Genomic DNA, 18,806 nt, shown 5'->3' with positions numbered 1-18,806 from the left:
GCCGACCGGAGCGGCCATACGCTGGCCCGGTCAGCGCTGCGATGAATCGCGCCGCGCCGTAGGCGACAACAACGGCCGCGGCTTTCGAGACCTGGCCGCGTGTATACAGCCCGGCCCAGCCAGGCTCGTATCAGGCCCGGCACGGTTCCCGGCGCGCAGAGACCACGCTGGGCATTGCTTACGGCCTGCGCCCCAACCGTTATTTAGAGCCGTGGGCGCTGTCGCTCTGTGTATCGGGGGCAGCGGCCTGAAATGCACCAAGCGCCATACAGGCGCGATACACCCGCCGGATGATCGGATAGTTGCCCAGGTTCACGCCGTAACGCTCGGCCATCGATACCTGGGGCACGAGACAGACATCGGCCAGACTCGGACGCTCGGTAAAGCAATAACTGTAGTCAGCGGCCGGCTGATGGGCTAGCAACGACTCCATTGGCCCGAACGCAGCATGCAGCCAATGCTCGAACCAGGCCCGGCGGCGATCGTAGGGCACATCCATTTCGTCGCGCAGATAGCGCAGCACCCGCAGATTGTTCAACGGATGCGTATCGGCAATCGCGATCTGGGCGAACGAACGGATCCGGGCCCGCTGGTTGATATCGCCGTGCAGCAGCGGACGCTCCGGATAGCGCTCCTCGAGATATTCCAGAATGGCTGACGACTGGGAAATGACCAGATCGTTTTCGACCCAGAGCGCGGGAATCAGGCCTTCCGGATTGATCTGTCGATACTGCTGTCGCTCGTCACTGGCGCCATCCAGCCCCGTGAAAATCGACTGAAAAGCCACACCTTTATAATTGAGCGCGATACGCACGCGGTGGGCCGACACGCTGCGATGGTGCGTGAACAACTTGAGCATGGGCTGGTCGACAGACGAATATGACAATATCGAGTCTAGCAAACGCCTGCCCTGACCGGAGATCCCCATGAGTCGACATCTGATTGCCGAATCCGATTCCGCTGTTGTCGAGCAGAGCGAGCGCAACGTGCTGTTGATCGCCTATGTGCTCTACGGGCTCGGCTGCTTTTTCTTTCTGACCGCAGTCGCCGGCGTGATCATCAACCACGTCAAAATGGGCGAGCTCGAACGCGGCGGCTTTGCCTGGACTCATCACCGCTGGCTGATGCGCACCTTCTGGTTCACCATGCTCTGGAGCCTGGTCTGTCTCGTGTTGACGCCGTTCGTCATCGGCATCATCGGCTACGGCATTCTCTGGCTGTGGTGCTTCTATCGCTTCATTCGCGGTGTGCTGGCGTTTGCAGAGCGACGGCCGATGCCGAAGGGGGATTTCTAGGGTTGGGCTCGCCCGGTCAATAATACTCATCAGGCATGCTACCTTCGAGATCGATACCCAGCCCATTGCTCGATCTGACCGGAGGTCGTTTTGTCTGAATCGATGCCTCGTGAATCGGCCTTGCCGCAACGTATCATCGACGATTTCGAGAGCGCCCTAGCCCGGCTCGATTCTGCTCCCTCGTTCACTAAATATACGCACCAAGGACAGCTGATATCGCGAGCGCCGCGGCTGCTGCGCAGCGAGCTCGGCATCGCCAGCCTGTTCCAGTTCGCGCACCGCTTCGATGCCGCCGGCGTATTCCTGGGCAGCGACTGGGCTGACCCGGCCAGTCTTGAGCCGGCTCTGGCCGGATCGACGCTGCGCGGCGGCGGCACGAGCGCGACGCTCGAGTGTCTGAGCGAGTTGCGCCTGCTCGCCGTGGCCGAAGGCCGGTGCACGACAGAGCACATGAGCGCCGAGGCGGCACGGCGGTTTCTGAGCGAAGTGCTCGCGGCCAACCTGGACCTGTTGTTTCCGGTGGCTACGGAGTCCAGTCGCGAGCAAAAGTCCGCGGAATACGAGCGCGTGCAGGCTCTGTTCGCGTTCTTTCTGGATCACCTGGGGAGCGCTGCGATTCTCGACGAGCTGATCGCCGAAATCGAGCGCACGATGGCCCAGCGCCCGATCATGATCCAACGGGTCGAGGCATTGCTGAAGGCTGCCGAGCGCGCGCTGGACAACGGCCACGAGCAGCCGCCGGCGGCCCGGATCGCACGCCACTGGATCGGCGCGCTGAACGGGCCGAGCATGCTGTCCCAGGCCCATCCTGACGCGTCCTATGCCGCTGCGCTGGCCCAGTGCGACCCCGACTATCTGGCCGCCGAAGCCGGCGTATTCGGGGCCTCGATGAACGAAACCGGCCTGGTCTCGGCGGCCCATGCCCGACTGCTTCGGCATCTGGCCGATACCGCGCCCGATCTACTCGGCAACGCGCTCGGGCTCGACGATGTCGGCAAGGCTGGCATCGAAGCACACGAGGCCGATATCGCCGAGATCATCCGTTTTGCGATCGTGCCGCAGACCGCGCGTGCGATCTACGGGTTGGCCCGGCTGCTCAACGCCGGCCGTCTGTTCACCCGACCGCTACTGCCCGGTCTGCGCCGGCTGATGCAGCTCGAGATGCATCCGCAGGTCGCCGCCGATCTCGAGGCCGCCAGCGAATGGAGTGCGCCGCCCTCGGCGAACGTGCTACTGCTCGCCGGCACCCTGTCGGTCATCGGTCAACCACGGGGGCTGGACCAGGGGCACAATCCGACCTGCCAGGCAGCCCGGGCAATCAGCCTGTGGGCTCAGAACGATGTCGGCTATCTGTTGGAATTGATTGCGTTCGCGGCCCGCGAGAATGATCTGGTCATGGATTTCGAGGGCCAGCCGATCCGGGCCAGCCAGCTCGATAGCGGCATGGCGCGAACACTGCATACCGAGCTGGATACCGTCTCGGTACTGCTCACGCCGCATATCGATCGCATCTATGTCGAAATGGGCCGGCGTACCATCGGTCGCCCCGGCGACGGCCATCGCTGGGTCAACGCCGAGATGCATGGCTGGTGGGTCAACCGCGACTCGGCCGAGCTGATCGATATTGCCCAGGGCGCAATCGCCGGCTTCGATACGTTCATGCGGCTGTTCTATGCCAGCTATCATCCGGCATTCAACGGCGGCCGAGATCTGGTCTATGCCCAGCCCTGCGGTATCGCCGCGACCGACGCCACGGGCACCTATATCGGCTGGCACGCGATCGCGATCCAGCGCATCGCCCGCGATTCGGAAGGCCAGTGGCGGGTGTATTTCTTCAATCCCAACCGCGACAAGCGACAGAACTGGGGCCAGGGTATCGAGACCTCGGTGCACGAAGCCGACGAACTCGAAGGCGAATCTTCCCTGCCCTTCGAACAGTTCGCCTCTCGGCTGTATCTGTTTCATTACAAGGCCGATGAAACCGGCGACCCAATGGCCGTCGAAGCCGAAGCGATCGCCCGAATCCGCTCGATCGTCGCTGCCGGTTGGGGCACACGGTTTGCATGGATCGACTAGCGCGGCTTGGCGTGCCGAGACGGGCCATATCGAGCCAATAATGTGATCTCATAAGACAACGCCTCGCCCGATCCCGCATCACGTTCAACCCAAGTGGTAGTACAGGCGTGATCTGGGCGGTCTGAGGACGCATTCAGACGAAACCTGTCGCGCGACCTGGGCCAGCCGGCAGACATCAAACCGTATCGCTTCCGGTGCGCCCGCTGCCCATAAAAAAGCCGGCCCTCGGGCCGGCTTTTCTCCTGGTCTCGTAAGAGCAGAGCTAGACGTAAAAATCCAGTTCCTCGTTGTGCTTCAGCCAGTCGCGCATACGATGCGGATTGTCGCCGAAGTAGAAGACCAGGCCCCAGTGGGTCCCGAACGCCGAACGCTTGGTCACCGTTTCCTGTAGCGGTGCAGTGAGTTCGTGGTAGTCGAAGTAATCGTGCTCTTCGACTTCCTTGGGAATCTCCAGCTTGCTGACCACCCGATGGCGCGGGTAGACACCGAAGCAGCCGGCATAGCCCTTGGCACCGGTGACCGGGGTCGGGAAGAAGTTCTTGACCTCTTCTTCGGTCGCCTTCGGATCGAATACCAGCATCGACGCCTGATAAGCATTGAAGCCATAAGCGCGCTCGATCAGCTCGAAGGCCTTAAAGCCCGGCGGGCGATAGGCGACTTCGCCGAAGTACATGGTGCCATCCGAGGTCACGAAGTACTCGGGGTGAATCTGGCCGAACTGGATGTCGAAGGTCTTGATCAGCAACTCGATCTGCTGGGTGATCAGGTTGCGCCAGGATTCCAGCTCCGGCGTCGCCGGCACGAATACCGAATAACCGAGCGTCACGTATTCGGAAATATTCAAAAACTGGATCTCGCCGTTCCAGATCCAGGCTTCGACCGCGAATTCCCAGCCATCGAGATGGCTTTCCATGAGCAGCGGATATTCCGAATCCGGAATCTGCTCGATCTCTTCGGCCGACTTGATCATGCGATGGCCGAGGCAACCCGCCTTGTCGAAGGCTTTCAGATGGATCGGGTCGTCGGTATCGCCGTCGAGTTTGAGCAAGGTCTGATTGACTCGCTTGAAAAAGCGATAGACATCGTCGCGTTCATGGGCTTCTTCGAAGATGCCTACGCGAATGCCGCCGAGCTGGGCACGGCGCTTCATCAGAGCCTTATCGCGGAACAGTACGGCCTGGCCATGCAAACGCGGATTGTCTTTCAGGACCGCATTGATAGCCCCGGCCCACTCGACGACTTCCTCGAACAGCGGAACCGCCGCGTCGACCCCCATTTCCTTGAGCCTCTCGGCGATTTCCATCGACCGGTCGTTGAGCCGTTCGAAATTCCAGGGCACATAGGGGATATCGTGCTGCTCACAATAATCCTCGGCCCATTCAGGGGCCACGACAACGTAGCGACGGTCGAAATTCTCGGCCGCCTCTACGGCGCCCAAGGACCAACCCAGTAGCGCGATATATCCTTTGTCCGGGTTTTTCTCGGCCATATCATCTCCATCGAAACGAACTGTGGTTTCGACGATAGCACACCACTGCCCTCTGCCCGGTGGCCGATTGTGCTCCGGCCGATCACGGCCATAACAGGGCAGCGCCGAAAGCCGCTGCGGTCTCACCATGGGTCGCCGGAACGATCTCGGTACCTACTCGGTCGCTCAGACAGTACTGGCCCCAAATTTTCGGCACTTCGCTATACAGCCAGCGAATTCGGGACAGCCCGCCCCCGACGACGATCCGTTCCGGTTCCACGATATTAACGAGCGTGGCCAGCCCGCGGGCCATGCGCGACAACCAGTCGCGCAGTGTGATGCCAGCCAGTCGCTCGCCAGCCTCGGCACGTTCCACGATTTCTTCGGCGGTCAACGCATGGCCACCGCGCCGAACGTGATCGGCGCTCATACCGAGCCCCGACACCCAGGCCTCGATGCACCCAGCCTGCCCACACCAGCATTCGGGAAACGCCCGCGATTCGATGTTGTTCGGCCAAGGCAGACTGGTATGCCCCCAGGCCCCAGCGGTGCCGTTCGGGCCGCCGGCCAGACGGCCGTCGAGCAGCAAGGCACCGCTTACGCTACTGCCGATCGAGGCCACGAATACGCGCTCAAACCCGGCCAACGAGCCATCGGCCGCCTCGGCCAGCGCTCGACACCCCGCTGCATGCCCGGTCCGGACCTCGCGGGCCGTGGCGGCCGATACATCCGCCGGTAGCGGGCGGTCGTTGAGCAGTGGCATGGGGCCGCGACGCAGACGCTGGGAGGCGGCGCTCACGCCGCTCGGCACCGCCAGACCAAGCGGCAGCTCGGCCTGGCCGACCTCGGTTTCCAGGGACTTGACCAGCTCGGCTATCAAACCGATCAGCGAACGATAATCATGCTCGGGTGTGGCGACCTGGCGTTGTGCCACAACCCGGTGGTCGGTATCGAGCACCACCCCGCGTAGCCGACTACGCCCCAGATCCAGCCCCAGCCGCCAGGGCGATCGGTCTATATGGTCCGTTGCGCCCATAGTTAGACGAACATATGTGGATCGGGAAACGACATCGACGAGCTCAAGACAATGGTCGGACCTAGTCTAGAGCCTGTCGGGGTTTCGTTCGAGGCGCACCGGGCGCTGGGCCGCCAGATCAGTCAATCGATAGCTGCATCGAGCACGCGGCCGCAGTCGTCTTCGAGCTTATGGGTGATCAACTCATCGGCACGAGTACGACCACGGTTGATCGCCATGATCGGCAGACCGCGAGCCGCTGCCTCGCGCACGAAACGAAACCCCGACCAGACCATCAGCGACGAACCGGCCACCAATACGGCGTCCGCGCTGCGCAAACCCGCCCAGGCGCGCTCGACTCGGTTTTTCGGCACCGCGCCGCCAAAAAATACGACGTCCGGTTTGAGAATACCGCCGCATAGCGGGCAATCCGGCACCTGGAAGGCATCGTAGTCGACATCGCCCAGTTCGATATCGCCATCCGGCCGCATGGCATCTGCGTCGTGCAGCCAGCCGTTATTGGCATGAATCAGCATCTCCTGAACCCGGTTGCGCGACAGGCGGGTACCGCAGTCCAGACAAATGACTCGGTCCAGCCGCCCATGTAGATCGACCGTGGCTCGGCTGCCCGCGGCCTGATGTAGACCATCGACGTTCTGGGTAACCAGTAGACCGATCCGGCCGGCCGAGCCCAGACGAGCCAGCGCTTCGTGGCCATTGTTGGGCCGGGCGCGTGCGACCGGCGGCCAACCGGCCATGCTGCGCGCCCAGTAGCGACGGCGTTTGGCCAACTGGTTCACAAACGCCTGATGCTGGATCGGACTGGCGCCTTTCCAACCGCCATCGCGATCGCGGTAGTCGGGGATGCCGGAATCGGTGCTGATACCAGCGCCGGTCAGCACGAACAAACGCCGGTGCCGATCCAGAAAATCCCGGGCTTCGGCGATATGTTCGGCGCGCGCGTTGTCGGGACTGGCAAGCAACTCTTCGGTCGGCGTCACGGCGATACTCCTGCTGCGATACCGCGGGCCTTAAGATCGGCCGCCAACTGCTGGGCCGATTCGAAATGGATTGCCTGCCATCCAGCTTGGCGCGCGCCCGCCACATTGGCCTGCCGGTCATCGATCAATACACATCGCGACGGCTCGACTGAGAGGCCGTCACAGACCTGTTCATACCCTGCCAGGTCCGGCTTGGCCCGGCCCAGCTCCTGAGAGGCGAACCGGCGCTGGAAGTAGCCAAAAAAGCCGTAGTGCGTTTGCATATAGCGCCAGTGGATCGCGTTGGTGTTGCTGTAGCAGGCCAGATTGACACAGCCGGCCAGCTGGGCCAGTACTGCCTCGGTGTCACGCTTGACGCCCTGCAGCATAGATTCCATGGCTGCGACCAGGGTCGCCGGTTCAAGCGGGCGTACCAGATGCTGGTTCAACTCGGCGTGGAAGCTCGAAAAATCCAGCTCGCCAACCTGTAATCGCTCGGCGGCCGACCACGGACGAGCACCGAATCGTTCGCGTAGCAGCGGCGCCAGCCGTTCGGGCGGCGTCGCGCTCAATGTCGCAAAGGCGTCGAGTGTGGTCTGCTGGGCAGCGACCTCTACCAGTACGCCGCCCAAATCGAAAACCAACCAGTCATGATACGTGGTCATGACATGCCACTACGCCGTAGCGGCCGCCTGCGTTGCAGCGGCCGACATCAAGAGCCGGCTTCTGTTCAGATTTTCTCGCCATCGAGCAGCGCATTGACCTTGGAGATGTAGCCGGACATGGCCTGCTCGGCTTCCATGCCCTTGAGCTTGGTCCAGGCATCGTATTTAGCACGGCCACGGAAATCGGTCATGCCCGGGCGCTTGCCGGAGACATCGCCTTCGTTGGCTTGTTTGTAATGCGCATAGAGCGCCAGCAACTCTTCATTGCTGGGCCGCTTGGACAGGGTCTCGACATCCTTCTGTGCCTGCTCGAACTGGGCCTGCAGATCACTCATGGACTTCTCCTAAACGGATCGGTGGGTCTAGTTTAGCCCCGAGTCTAACCAGCAACCCGTTGGTACGTCATGAAGCAATACGCTGGGCGCCCCTGTTCGGCGGCTCGTGGCTGCTCGTCAACCAAACGCCATTCGTTCCAGTCCACCTCGGGGAAAACGGTATCGCCGGCATACTCGGCCTCGATCCGGGTCACCAGCAGCCCGCTGGCTTCGGGCAAGGCCAGCGCATAGATCTCGGCGCCACCGATGACCATCAGCTCGTCCTCGCCCTGGCACAGGCCTTTGGCTTGTTCGACGCTGGTGACCGTTTCCGCGCCCGAGGCCGGGCTATCGGGCCGGCGGGTGATCACCAAGTTGCGGCGCTTGGGCAGAGCGCGCCCGATCGATTCGAAGGTCTTGCGCCCCATGAGGATCGGCTTGCCCGAGGTCTGCTGTTTGAACCAGCGCAGATCTTCAGGCAGATGCCAGGGCATGCCGCCGTCGGCACCGATCACGCCCTGGCGGTCCATGGCCACGATCAGGGTCAGGCGCGGCTCAGTGGTCATGCTCGGTCTCCGATTCGTTGGTGTCTGGGTCGCTATCGGCGTTCAACGTGATGATCAGGGTCGAGCCCTGATGGCCGGTTTGGTGAATGCGCAAATCGCCTCGATGGCGTCGACAGATCCGCCGACACAGCTCGAGGCCGATACCCGTGCCGTGCACGGCCCGCTGCTCCCCGCCTTCCAATACGGTCTCTGGGTCGGCGAAGCCGCGGGCGTTATCCCGATAAACGATCGTGACGAGATCCGCCTCGGCCGACTCGTCGAATCGATTGATCTCGATTTCCGGAGACACATCATCACGGCGATAGCGCAGGCTATTATCGATCAGGTTCTGGAACAACAACCGAAGCTGGGCGGCATCGCCAACCACCTCGCCAAGCTGGCCGATACGAACCTGGGCCCGATGCTGTTTGACCATCACTTCGAGATCGTCGGCAGCCGCGAAAATCACGGCATCGAGCGCGACGCTTTGATACTGATCGGGCATCGAATCGAGACGCGCCAGGCGTAGCGTCGCGCTGACACTTTGCTGCAGGCGCTCGATCGCGCCATCGATGCGTCCGAGATAATCCGTGGCCGTGGCGTTCAGGTTGACATCGGGCTCGTGCTGCAACGAATCGACGTATTCGCGCACCCGTCGCAACGGTTCGCGCAGATCGTGGACGACCGCGTGAAACCAGGCGCGCTCGTCGGATTGCCGCTCTCCAACTCTGGGCGCGGTGCGCCGATCGGCATCCTGCTCAGGATGGCCGAGGGCGAGCGTGAACCCGCCAAGTACGCCGTCATCCGATTCATGTAGCGCCATCACACTGACCGGCCAGGACATCCGCTGCTCGCCGGAGACCGGCACTGCGTTTATACGCTGCGGTTTGCCGGATTCGAGCGTCTTGTGCAGCAGCATATGCCAATCGGTACCGTTGCCCGGCACCAGCAGCTCCCAAAGCGGCCGCCCCAACCAGTCGGACGGATCGATTTCGAGGCGTTCGGCGGCAAGCGCGCTGACATGGTCGATTTCCAATTCCAGCCCCAATCCCAGCCAACCTGGCTCGCCTTTGATGAGCACTAGATTGGCCCGATGCGCGGCTTGGGTGTCCGTGGGCGCCTGAACCGGGTGCGGCCGGGTGAACTCGGGGCCGGCCTCGCTGATCATCGCCACGAAACCGGCGGCATCGCCGGCCTGTCGCCGAATATCGATCCGGCAGGGCTGACGCTGGCCTTCGCGGGTCAGTAACGCGAAATCGGTAGTGACCTCGCCTGCGGCGCTTGCCCGGAACAACAACCGCGCAACCGCCGACTGACGACGCTGCTCGGCCGGTACCAGCCGCTCGAAACGGCTACCCAGAATATCGCGGGTAGCGTGGCCAAGCAGGCGTTCGGCGCTGGCATGCCAATGTCGGATACGGCCATCCAGACCCAGGCCACACAGGGCCAGACCGGGCTGGCGCTCCAACAGCATATCGATGGCGCGCTGACGAAAATCTTCCAGATCGTCTGGCGTATCCGGGCTGAGACTGGCCGGCATTTCGGTCATGGCCGGCTATCCCCGGCTATCGATCGCCCCTCTCGGCCGGCGGCCATCGCCGGCCGACCGCGAGACGACACACATCGAACGCGCCAACTCGGCCGGCGATGACGCAAGCCTTGCCCGAACTCGTCGCCTGGCGCCCACCGACAACGACGACTGCAGCATCGATTCGCGATCGACGGGCCTACCCCAACATCGGGAAAACCATAGGTGACCGTTGCTGTTTGCATCAACGGGCCACGGCATACGCCGCGACCGATGGCGTCGCCACAGGCGAGCTACGACGCGCGGCGGGTGGCCAAAAGCTCTGTAAGGTCGGGCGTGGCCAAGCCCGGTGCATAAAAATAGCCCTGGGCGAAATCACACTGGTTGTTGACGAGAAAGCTGCGCTGGCCATCGGTTTCTACCCCCTCGGCGACAACTCGCATATCGAGACTGGCGCCCAGCGCGATAATCGCGCGTGCCATGGCCTGATCCCTCGGGTTATCGAGAACCCCCTGCAGGCACTTCGAATCGATCTTCAGCACATCGACCGGCCGCCTGGCGAACGATTCCAATGTCGAATGACCGCATCCCATATCATCTATTACGACACGCGGACCCAAATTCTTTAGCCGCCCCAGCAATTCGTCGAACCCCCCGGTCTCCGGCCTCACCCGGGCCTCGCTGAATTCAAGCTCCAGATTGGCCGCCGGCATTCCCTGCTCATCGATCGCTCGGGCCACGGCGTCGAGCAGGCGATCGCTGCTATCCAAGGAGGCCGAGACATTCACCGCCAACACCACGTTCGCGGCCAGCAGGCCACATTCACGCCAGATACGATATTGCCGAACCGCGGTATCGAGCACCCAGTCGGTGAGTTCGTTCATCAAACCGTTGGCTTCGGCCAGAGCAACGAACCGCGCAGGCGAGATCGCACCCAGCCGCGGGTGGTACCAGCGCGCCAGTGCTTCGAGCGCCACGATGCGTCCGGACTCGAGCTCGAACTGGGGCTGATAGACGAGATCGAACTCGTCGTGCTCGAGCGCCCGTCGTAGCTCGTTGCCAAGACGGGCGTCTTCAGTCGTGTCTGCGGCTTGGCTGGCAACGAACCAGCGAAACCGGTCCCGGCCCTCATACTTGGCCGCATACATCGCCGCATCGGCGTTGGCTAGCAAGGTCGCTTGATCGGAGCCGGCCTCGGGATAACGCGCTGCGCCGATCGAAGTCGTCACCCGCAGCTCATGCCGGCCGACCATGACCGGCTGACGAAAGCGTGCCAGCACCCGCTCTAGCATGGCCTCGATCAGGCTGGGCTCGGCGTCGTCGACCACCGCTACGAACTCGTCGCCGCCCATGCGACCGAGCAATACCCGCGAGCCACAGCACGCCTGCAGCCGCGATGCCGCTTCGGCCAGCGCGGCATCGCCGACGCTATGACCCAGCGAATCATTGATGGTCTTGAACCCGTCTAGATCGAAATAGACGACCGTAAACGGCGACCGGTGTTGTGCGCCGGCCGACAGCTTCCAGGCGATCCGCTGTTCGACGACCCGGCGGTTGAACAACCCCGTGACCTGGTCGTGTTCGGCCAGATAGGTGAACTGCTGCTGATCGGCATACTGGCGGACTGAATACCGGATCACACGCTCGAGCAATACGGCCGTCAATGAGGATTTCGACAGAAAATCGACCGCCCCGGCCTTCATAACCGCCAGATCGATATCGTAGTTGTCGTTACCAGTCAGCACCACGATCGGCCCGGTAAAACAACGCGCGGCGGCACTGTTGAGCAGGTCTAGACCGGTTTTGGGGCCGAGCTGGTAGTCGAGCAGGCAGATATCGTGGTCGGCGCGGTCGAGCGCGGCCTCGGCCTGCTCATAATCCTGCGCATAGGTCACGCTATATTGCGCCGTCCGGGCGGCGGCCATTAAACGGGCGATGCGTTCGCGATCCTCGGCGTTGTCTTCGACAACCAGAACGCGGATCGGGCTTTGTTCGTGGGACACGGCCGAAATCGGTCAGTCGAAGCCAAGACGCCGTAGTTTACTGCAAAAGACCGATACAAACCGGAATTGGCGATTACCGAGCGGAATTCCGGTTTTCAGACTGCGATCGGCGCCCGGATTCTGGCATGGCTTTGGTAATCGATCAGCGCGATATCATCGAATGAGAAATCAAATAGATCCCCGATTTCCGGGTTCAGCCACAGCTTCGGCGCGGCATACGGCTCGCGGCTCAGCTGCGTATCGACCTGCTCCAGATGATTCAGGTACAGATGCGCATCCCCTAAGGTATGCACGAAATCCCCCACGCCGAGTCCGCACACCTGAGCGATCATATGGGTCAGCAAGGCATAGGAGGCGATATTGAACGGCACACCGAGAAAGATATCGCCGCTACGCTGGTATAGCTGACAGGACAGGCGCCCTTCGGCTACGTAGAACTGAAACAGCGCATGGCAAGGCGGCAGAGCCATGTCTTCGACTTGGGCCGGATTCCAGGCGGTCACGATATGCCGGCGCGAATCCGGGTTGTGCCGAATCGAATCGATCACCCGGGCGAGCTGGTCGATTGCAATGCCGTTCGGGGCCGGCCAGCTTCGCCATTGATAGCCATACACCGGCCCGAGGTCACCGTTGTCGTCGGCCCACTCGTCCCAGATGCGTACCTTGTTGTCGCGCAGGTAGGCGATATTGGTATCGCCGGCGATGAACCACAGTAATTCGTGGATGATCGAGCGCAGATGCAATTTCTTGGTCGTCAGCGCCGGGAAACCCTGCGCCAGATCGAAACGCATCTGCCGGCCGAACACCGAACGGGTGCCGACCCCAGTACGATCGGCTTTGGTCACGCCATGATCACGCACATCCTGCATCAGATCGAGATACGGTTGTTCGAGCGCTTGGGTCATGACGATGCAGCTTGATTCGGGTCGCGGCGGCTATAGGCCCAGATCAGTATCGCGATGCCAACCACGACCATCGGCGCCGAGTACAGCTGGCCCAATGTCATCCAGCCAAAGGCCACAAATCCGGCGAACGCATCCGGCTGGCGGAAGAACTCGCAGAAGAAACGGAAGGCGCCATAGCCCACCAGGAACAGACCGGAGACCGCCGCCCGAGGCCGCGGCTTCGCAGCATAGAACCAGAGAATCGCGAACAGCGCCAACCCTTCGAGGCTGGCTTCATACAGCTCCGAAGGATGCCGTGGCTGCGGGCCGACATGCGGATAGATCATGGCCCAGGGCACGTCGGTAACTCGACCGACCAGTTCGCCGTTGATGAAATTGGCGATTCGCCCGAAAAACAGCCCGATCGGTACGATCGGCGCTACAAAGTCGGTGATCTGAAAAAACGTCCGACGCGTCTTGCGCGCGAACCAGGCCGAGGCGATAAATACACCCAGCATGCCGCCGTGAAACGACATACCGCCATCCCAGACCGCGAAGATCTGCAGCGGTTGGTGAAAGAACAGTTCGGGCTGATAGAGCAGCACATAGCCCAGCCGACCGCCGAAAACCACGCCGAGCACGACATAGAACAGAAAGTCGCCAACGTCTTCCTTGTCCCAATGCATATGTGGTTGCTTGGCCCGCACGATACCCATGCCCCACCCGATCAGGAAGGACAGCAGATACATCAGGCCATACCAGTGCACGGCCAGCGGGCCGATCGAGAATGCGACCGGGTCGAAATCGGGGCGTACGAACATGGGCGCGGAGTTTAGCAGTCGGAAGGCATGCAGTCGCTAGCGAATTGCATCGCGACCATTACGACGGCCATCGGATGCGCTTTTGCCGAGCGGCGCTGGCGTGGTCTGCCGGGCGCAGCGCGCGGTTAGCGTGTTAGGGCATAGCACAGCGCATCCCGCGGCACACCGTTCGAGCCCGCCAGATTCGGGCATGGCGCCCAGCGCGCCAGCCGCCCTTCCAGAGTCATGCCCAGTCGTTCTAGCACCCGAGCCGAGGCTCTGTTGTCGGCATCGCAGGTCGCCCAGACCCGATACAGATCGTCGATCGCCCAGACATGATCGATCAACGCGCCAGCCGCCTCGGTGGCATAGCCGTTATGCCAGGCTTGATACGCCAGGATATAACCGATCTCGGCCCCGTGATCGCCGAACTGGCAGGCCGCCGCGCCCAGCACGGCGCCATCGCTGCGATCGGTAATCAGATAGCAGTAGTCGTCGCCGGCATCCCAGCCCGCGGCCACGTCATCCAGAAAATCGTGGGTATCGTCGATATCCACCGCCGTCGACCACACCATGTACCGGGTGACACGTGGATCGCTGGCATAAGCATAGACCGCGGCGGCATCCATGGGCTGGGGCGCCCGTAGATGCAGCCGCGGGCTGTCGACGGTGTGCGGCATGACGATCATCGCAGCCGATGATACCGATCAGGCCAGGCCGCCGTCAGCGTTTCAGGCCAGCTCGCGATCGAACTCGTCAGCGAAGCGCGCCTTGAACTCATCCATGGTGAACGAGTGGTTCTGGGTGCCCGGACGCTCGATCTTGATGGTGCCCATCAACGAGGCGATACGGCCCGTAGTATCCCAGTCGTAGCCCTGCTGCAGGCCATAGATCAGCCCGGCACGGAAGGCATCGCCGCAGCCGGTCGGATCGGACAGCGCCGAGGGGCTGCCGGTCGGGATCTCATAGGTCTTGCCGTCGGCATAGATCATCGAGCCCTTGGCGCCTTTGGTCACGATCAAGGCCTTGAGCTTTTCGGCGATCTCGGTCTCGCTCATGCCGGTACGATCGCGCACCAGCTTGGACTCATAGTCGTTGACCGCCAGATAGGCGGCCTGGTCGATGATGGTCTTGAGTTCTTCGCCGTTGAACATCGGCAGGCCCTGGCCCGGATCGAAGATGAAATCGATGCCGGCATCGGCGAACTGCTGGGCATGGGCGACCATGCCGTCCTTGCCATCGGGCGAGACGATGCCAAGCGTGACCTCGGCGTCGTTCGGCACGGCCTGCTCGTGGGCGTGATTCATCGCCCCCGGGTGAAAAGCCGTGATCTGGTTGTCGTCCATGTCGGTGGTGATATACGCCTGGGCGGTATAGGCGTCATCGATGCGCTTGATGTAATCGCGGCTGATGCCGTGCTTGTCCATCCAGTCGGCATAGTCGTCGAAATCCTTGCCGACCGTACCCATCGCCTTGCCCTCGCCGCCGAGCAATGCCAGCGAATAGGCAATGTTGCCGGCACAGCCGCCGAATTCACGACGCATATCGGGCACCAGGAACGATACGTTCAGCATGTGGACCTGGTCGGGCAGGATCTCGTTCTTGAACTGCCCCGAGTAGACCATGATGGTGTCGAAAGCAAAGGAACCGCAGATCAGCGCAGACATAGATTGTCCTTTCTTCAAATGAAATCGTTACGGGAGCTGTTCCCGTAAAGCCGTATCGGCCGCCTAGGAGGCCGATACTGTCCGGGCTCGACGATCAGGCCGCCGAGCGCTCGGGGTCTTCGAACTTGAGATCGAGCGCCTTGGCAGCCCCGACCTCATCGAGCCGGCGTACCGGCAGGCTCACCGGGGCATCCTTGAGCGTAGCCGCATCGGTCTTGGCCTCGTTCCAGATCGCGACCATCGCCTCGACGAATCCGTCCAAGGTCTCACGCGACTCGGTTTCAGTCGGCTCGATCAAAAAGCATTCCGGCACCAGCAGCGGGAAGTAGATGGTCGGCGCGTGGTAGCCATAGTCCAACAGGCGCTTGGCGAAGTCGGTGGCCGACACGTCCAGTTGCTGCTTTTGTTTTTTGAGGGTGACGATGAACTCGTGGCTGGCCCGGCGATCCGGGAACGCCACCTCGAAGCCGGCCTGCTTGAGGCGCGCCATCAGATAGTTGGAGTTCAGGGTCGCGAATTCGGACACCCGCGTCATGCCCTCGCGCCCCAACAGCCGCGCATAGACATAGGCCCGCAGCAGCACGCCCGCGTTGCCCATGAAGGTCGACAGCCGACCGATAGTATGCGGCACGTCGTTTTCGTCCAGCCAGCGATAGTTCGCGGCATCGCCCTCGCCTTCGCGCGCGACCACCGGAATCGGCATGAAGTCGCGCAGCCGCTTGGACACGCCGACCGCGCCAGAGCCTGGCCCACCCCCACCATGCGGCGTGGAAAAGGTTTTGTGCAGGTTCATGTGAATGACGTCGAAACCCATGTCGCCCGGACGCACCTTGCCCAGGATGGCGTTAAGGTTCGCGCCGTCGTAGTACAGCAGGCCGCCGGCTTCGTGGATCATCTTCGAGATCTCGAGGATATCCTGCTCGAACACCCCCAGGGTAGACGGATTGGTGAGCATGATCCCAGCCGTCTTCGGGCCGACCTTGGCCCGCAGCGCTTCGATATCGACATCGCCGTCGCTATCGGTCGGGATCTCGACTACCTTGCAGCCACACATCACGGCCGTGGCCGGATTGGTGCCATGGGCGGCATCCGGCACGATGATCTCGTCGCGCTCGGTATCCCCGCGCGACTCGTGATAAGCCTTGATCATGGCCACGCCGGTAAACTCACCTTGGGCGCCGGCCATCGGGGTCAACGACACCGCGGCCATGCCGGTCACGGTCTTGAGCATCTCCTGCAGATCGTAAAAACAGGCCATCATGCCCTGGCTGTGCGAGGCCGGGGCCAATGGGTGGCGGCCCAAGAATCCCGGCAGCGAAGCCAGCGTATTGCAGGCCCGTGGGTTGTACTTCATGGTGCACGAACCCAGCGGATAGAAATGCGTATCGATCGAGAAATTGAGCTGCGACAGCCGCGTATAGTGGCGCACCACATCCAGCTCAGAGACTTCCGGCAGCCCGAGCGCGCTACGGCGTTTGAGCTGGTCCGGCAGATCATCCACGGCTAGGGCCTCAGCCGGCGCCTGTGCTATCGCGGCCCTGCCGGCCCGGCTGTGTTCGAAGATCAGTCGTTCGGTCATGATATTCAACGCTTTGCTAGGCGCGGCCGCAGGGCCGCACAAACGGACGTGCCATTCAGGCCGATTCGAGCGCGGCGACCGCCGCTTCGTAATCCGGCTCTTCCGAAACTTCGGACACGAGCTGGCTGTAGACGACGTTGTCGTTGCTGTCGGCCACGACCACCGCCCGGGCACACAGCCCGGCCATCGGCCCGTCCTCGATCAGCACCCCATAGTCGCCGGCAAAGGTCTTGTCGCGCATCATCGACAAGGTCACGCCGTTTTCCAGGCCTTCTGCGGCGCAGAAGCGCTTGTGGGCGAACGGCAAATCTGCCGAAACCTGGAACAGCACGGCATTGTCCAGCGCCTCGATCCGAGCGTTGAACTGTTTCACCGACAGCGCACAGGTGGGCGTATCGAGACTCGGAAAGATATTGAAGATCTTGGCCTTGCCAGCGAAGTCGTTGAGTCCGACATCGGCCAGGTCAGACCCGGTCAGCCGCAGCGGCGGCAGACGATCGCCGGGCTGCGGCAGCCGACCGGCGACATGAATCTCGTTGCCCTTCAGGGTAATGGTCTGGCTCATCAGGCGGCCTCCGCCATTTCGGTCAATACTTCCGAAAGCGCATCGGCGTAGGCGGCCAGGTCGCTCTCGGTCTTGGTTTCGGTCGCACAGATCAGTACGACATCGTCCATCTCGGCATAGAAACGCGACAGCGCCAAACCGCCGAGAATGCCGCGCTCGGCCAGCGCATCCAGCACTGGCTGGGCGGCGACCGGCAACCGCAGCGCGCATTCATGAAAATACGGCGCATCGAACACTGGCTCGACACCATCGAGGGCGCGCAGTCGCTTGGCCAGGTCGCGGGTGGTCGCTGCACAGGTGGCAGCCACATTTTCCAGCCCCGCCGGGCCGAGAAGACTCATGTGAATCGTCGCCGCGGTGACCAACAGCCCCTGATTGGTACAGATATTGGAGGTCGCCTTGGAGCGACGGATATGCTGCTCGCGCGGCTGCAGCGTCAGCACATAGCCTTCGCGGCCGTCGATGTCCTGGGTCCGGCCGACCACGCGGCCAGGCATCTGGCGTACATGTTTCTTGCGACAGCACAGAATCCCGAAATAGGGTCCGCCGCCGGCCAACGGCGCGCCGAGCGGCTGGCCTTCGCCAACCACGATGTCGGCGCCTTCGCTGCTGCCCCACTCGCCGGGCGGTGTGAGCAGCGCCAACGACACCGGATTGACCACGCCGATCGCCAGCGCACCGTTGTTCTGGGCCCAGTCGGTCAATGCATCGACGTCTTCCAGCACGCCGAAGAAGTTCGGTTGCGGAATCACCACGGCGGTGACGTCCTCATCGGCCCAGGCCTCGAGTGCAGCTTGGTCGATCTTGCCAGTGGCGGGATCGAAGCCGATGCTCTCAAACGTGATGTTCTGGTTCGCGCAGATGTTGTGCGCGACCTCGCGATAGAACGGATGCACACTGGCCGGCATCAGTACCCGCGACGCCTTGGACTTGCGGTTGGCCCGCACCGCCATCAGCACCGCCTCGGCCAGCGCCGACGCCCCGTCATAAAGCGAGGCGTTGGCCACGTCCATACCGGTCAGCCCGCTCATCATCGTCTGGTACTCATAGACGACCTGCAGCGTGCCCTGACTGGCTTCCGGCTGATACGGCGTATAGGCACTGTAGAATTCGCCGCGGGTGGTAATTTCCCAGACCGCAGCCGGAATATGGTGCTCGTAGGCCCCGGCGCCGATAAAGCACAGCCCCCCCGAATCGCGGGCGGCCCGCTCGTGCATCAGCCGGGTTACGGCCTGCTCGCTGGCACGTTCGGGTACGGCCGAAATATCGACATCGCGCAGCAACGGGTCGATTTCGGAAAACAGCGCATCCACGCTGTCCGCCCCGATCGTGGCGAGCATGTCGTTGATGTCGTGGTCGGTGTGCGGAATAAACGGCATAACGTCTCGTGGTTGAAAGCCGGGGAAAAGCGCCGACGCCAGG

18 protein-coding genes are annotated in these 18,806 nt (G+C 62.3%); 2 read left to right on the top strand and 16 right to left on the bottom strand.

The window, feature by feature from the left end:
• Nucleotides 1-199: 199 nt before the first annotated feature.
• On the bottom strand, nucleotides 200-859 hold the full coding sequence (gene maiA / locus V5738_RS06600; RefSeq protein ID WP_423823633.1) for a maleylacetoacetate isomerase: 660 nt from the start codon (nucleotides 857-859) through the stop codon (nucleotides 200-202).
• Between the two features lie 67 nt (nucleotides 860-926).
• On the opposite strand from maiA, the gene V5738_RS06595 reads away from it, so the two are divergent.
• On the top strand, nucleotides 927-1,295 hold the full coding sequence (locus V5738_RS06595) for a DUF4870 family protein (protein WP_423823632.1): 369 nt from the start codon (nucleotides 927-929) through the stop codon (nucleotides 1,293-1,295).
• Between the two features lie 90 nt (nucleotides 1,296-1,385).
• A complete protein-coding gene (locus V5738_RS06590) occupies nucleotides 1,386-3,371 on the top strand; it encodes a hypothetical protein (protein ID WP_423823631.1) in 1,986 nt (661 codons plus the stop codon).
• A gap of 262 nt (nucleotides 3,372-3,633) precedes the next feature.
• On the opposite strand, the gene V5738_RS06585 is transcribed toward V5738_RS06590, so the two are convergent.
• The 15 genes from V5738_RS06585 to gcvPA all read right to left on the bottom strand — a co-directional run bounded on the left by V5738_RS06585 (nucleotide 3,634) and on the right by gcvPA (nucleotide 18,763).
• Entirely contained in the window at nucleotides 3,634-4,860 is a 1,227-nt protein-coding gene (locus V5738_RS06585) for a carboxylate--amine ligase (protein ID WP_423823630.1), read from the bottom strand.
• 82 nt (nucleotides 4,861-4,942) lie between these two features.
• On the bottom strand, nucleotides 4,943-5,875 hold the full coding sequence (locus tag V5738_RS06580) for an ROK family protein (RefSeq protein WP_423823629.1): 933 nt from the start codon (nucleotides 5,873-5,875) through the stop codon (nucleotides 4,943-4,945).
• Nucleotides 5,876-5,997: 122 nt separating this feature from the next.
• Nucleotides 5,998-6,801: an NAD-dependent protein deacetylase gene (locus tag V5738_RS06575; RefSeq protein ID WP_423824142.1), complete on the bottom strand. Its 804-nt coding sequence runs from the start codon at nucleotides 6,799-6,801 to the stop codon at nucleotides 5,998-6,000.
• A gap of 50 nt (nucleotides 6,802-6,851) precedes the next feature.
• Nucleotides 6,852-7,499: an HAD family hydrolase gene (locus V5738_RS06570; RefSeq protein ID WP_423823628.1), complete on the bottom strand. Its 648-nt coding sequence runs from the start codon at nucleotides 7,497-7,499 to the stop codon at nucleotides 6,852-6,854.
• Between the two features lie 65 nt (nucleotides 7,500-7,564).
• Nucleotides 7,565-7,834, bottom strand: coding sequence for an acyl-CoA-binding protein (locus V5738_RS06565; protein WP_423823627.1), 270 nt, complete (start codon nucleotides 7,832-7,834; stop codon nucleotides 7,565-7,567).
• A 44-nt stretch (nucleotides 7,835-7,878) separates the two neighbouring features.
• Nucleotides 7,879-8,379, bottom strand: a complete 501-nt coding sequence (locus tag V5738_RS06560) for a dihydrofolate reductase (RefSeq protein WP_423823625.1) — start codon at nucleotides 8,377-8,379, stop codon at nucleotides 7,879-7,881.
• A complete protein-coding gene (locus V5738_RS06555; RefSeq protein ID WP_423823624.1) occupies nucleotides 8,369-9,907 on the bottom strand; it encodes a sensor histidine kinase in 1,539 nt (512 codons plus the stop codon). Before V5738_RS06555 ends, V5738_RS06560 begins: the two co-directional genes overlap by 11 nt.
• 272 nt (nucleotides 9,908-10,179) lie before the next feature.
• Complete coding sequence (locus V5738_RS06550) at nucleotides 10,180-11,889, bottom strand: putative bifunctional diguanylate cyclase/phosphodiesterase (protein WP_423823623.1); 1,710 nt, start codon at nucleotides 11,887-11,889, stop codon at nucleotides 10,180-10,182.
• A 95-nt stretch (nucleotides 11,890-11,984) separates the two neighbouring features.
• Nucleotides 11,985-12,794: a thymidylate synthase gene (locus V5738_RS06545; protein WP_423823622.1), complete on the bottom strand. Its 810-nt coding sequence runs from the start codon at nucleotides 12,792-12,794 to the stop codon at nucleotides 11,985-11,987.
• Nucleotides 12,791-13,594 carry a prolipoprotein diacylglyceryl transferase gene (gene lgt, locus V5738_RS06540; protein WP_423823621.1) on the bottom strand — a complete coding sequence of 268 codons (804 nt, stop codon included), beginning with the start codon at nucleotides 13,592-13,594 and terminating at the stop codon, nucleotides 12,791-12,793. Before lgt ends, V5738_RS06545 begins: the two co-directional genes overlap by 4 nt.
• Nucleotides 13,595-13,719: 125 nt before the next feature.
• On the bottom strand, nucleotides 13,720-14,253 hold the full coding sequence (locus tag V5738_RS06535; RefSeq protein ID WP_423823620.1) for a GNAT family N-acetyltransferase: 534 nt from the start codon (nucleotides 14,251-14,253) through the stop codon (nucleotides 13,720-13,722).
• Nucleotides 14,254-14,304: 51 nt separating this feature from the next.
• Nucleotides 14,305-15,240 (bottom strand): carbohydrate kinase family protein, encoded by a 936-nt coding sequence (locus tag V5738_RS06530; protein ID WP_423823619.1) that lies wholly within the window; start codon nucleotides 15,238-15,240, stop codon nucleotides 14,305-14,307.
• Nucleotides 15,241-15,334: 94 nt separating this feature from the next.
• Nucleotides 15,335-16,828 (bottom strand): aminomethyl-transferring glycine dehydrogenase subunit GcvPB, encoded by a 1,494-nt coding sequence (gene gcvPB, locus V5738_RS06525; RefSeq protein WP_423823618.1) that lies wholly within the window; start codon nucleotides 16,826-16,828, stop codon nucleotides 15,335-15,337.
• Between the two features lie 46 nt (nucleotides 16,829-16,874).
• The gene (tpx, locus tag V5738_RS06520) at nucleotides 16,875-17,384 is read right to left on the bottom strand and encodes a thiol peroxidase (RefSeq protein ID WP_423823617.1); all 510 of its coding nucleotides are present in this window, start codon (nucleotides 17,382-17,384) and stop codon (nucleotides 16,875-16,877) included.
• Nucleotides 17,384-18,763: an aminomethyl-transferring glycine dehydrogenase subunit GcvPA gene (gcvPA, locus tag V5738_RS06515; protein ID WP_423823616.1), complete on the bottom strand. Its 1,380-nt coding sequence runs from the start codon at nucleotides 18,761-18,763 to the stop codon at nucleotides 17,384-17,386. Before gcvPA ends, tpx begins: the two co-directional genes overlap by 1 nt.
• Nucleotides 18,764-18,806: the final 43 nt, after the last annotated feature.

The sequence above is a fragment of the Salinisphaera sp. SPP-AMP-43 genome, assembly GCF_049568105.1.
Classification (GTDB): Bacteria; Pseudomonadota; Gammaproteobacteria; order Nevskiales; family Salinisphaeraceae; genus Salinisphaera.
The sequence above is the reverse complement of the archived record's forward strand: the minus strand, read 5'-3'. Positions and strand labels throughout refer to the sequence as shown.